Below are 1,235 nucleotides of genomic sequence, written 5' to 3'. Positions count from 1 at the left end.
TGTAGTGGTCAACTAATCCCGGACACGACGTTAAGTTTTTCTTCGGCCCGAGCTGGCGCCAGCCCATCATTGAATTGATGGGGTCGAATCCAATTGTACCGATGCATCAAGAAATGGCTGATATCGCGCTTGGCTTCTTGAGCCGTTCTGTAGCCCGTGGTCGGTATCCATTCTGTTTTCAAGCTGCGGAACACGCGTTCCATTGGCGCGTTGTCCCAGCAATTTCCCCGCCGGCTCATGCTCTGGCGCATGCGATAACGCCACAGCCGCTGGCGAAATAAACGACTCGCATACTGCGACCCTTGATCCGAGTGAAACAGCAGGCCCTGAGGTTTTCCTCGTTGCTCGTAAGCCATATCCAGCGCCTTGATAACCAGATCGGCGTCCGGCTTTTCCGACAACGCCCAGCCCACTACCCGGCGTGTGCAAAGATCCAGCACGACAGCCAGGTAATGCCATTTCCCTTGGGCCCAGATGTAGGTGATGTCGCCGCACCACACATGGTTGGGTGCCGGAACATCGAACTCCCGATTCAAGATGTTCGGGATATCCAACCGTTCAACCGTCGCTCGTTTATAGGCATGAGAGCCAGGTTGTTTACTGACGAGATGAAGCTCGCGCATCAAGCTGCGCACTTTGAACCGACCGAGTTGCTCACCATCGTCACGCATCATCGAGAGAAGGCTACGACTGCCAGCAGCACTGCGACTTTGTGAAAACAACTCGCTCACCCGGCTGCGCAACCGAAGCCGTTCGACATCAGGCGTTCGCCGTTTGAGGCGGTGGGCGTAGTAGCTTGAGCGGTTGATATCAAACACTTTGCACAGCCAATCAATCGGCTCATGGACACTTAGCTGATTGATCAGCGCGTACGCTCGTGATCTTCCGACATCAAGAGCGCGGTAGCCTTTTTTAATATGGATTTTTCCCGTTCAAGGCGGGCGATCCGGGCTTCCAGTTCCTGAATTTTCTGCTGTTCTGGTGTCAGCGCTTTACTCTGCGGGGTGACGCCTTGGCGCTCCTTCTGAACCTGGTCAACCCAACGGCGCAGGGCCGATTCGCCGACGCCGAGTGAACGGCTGGCTTCGATGTAGCTGTAGTTTTGCTTGAGCACGAGGTCAGCAGCCTCGCGTTTGAATTCAGCGGAAAAGGAACGGCGTTGTTTGGTCATCTGGCACCTCGATCTGGCGAGCATTCTCGCCTAAATGGGTGTCCGGTTTCATTAGACCACTACA

Annotated in this window: 1 protein-coding gene; it reads right to left on the bottom strand. The window is 55.0% G+C overall.

What is annotated here, in order from left to right; genetic code table 11:
- Positions 1-8: 8 nt before the first annotated feature.
- Positions 9-1,171, bottom strand: a protein-coding gene (locus tag AC19YT_RS28195; RefSeq protein WP_146375134.1) for an IS3 family transposase whose coding sequence is annotated in 2 segments (ribosomal slippage) — positions 9-916 and positions 916-1,171 — 1,164 coding nt in all. Because the reading frame shifts where the segments join, the coding sequence is not laid out codon by codon here.
- Positions 1,172-1,235: the final 64 nt, after the last annotated feature.

The sequence above is a fragment of the Pseudomonas sp. MF08875 genome (genome assembly GCF_059862525.1).
The sequence above is the reverse complement of the archived record's forward strand: the minus strand, read 5'-3'. Positions and strand labels throughout refer to the sequence as shown.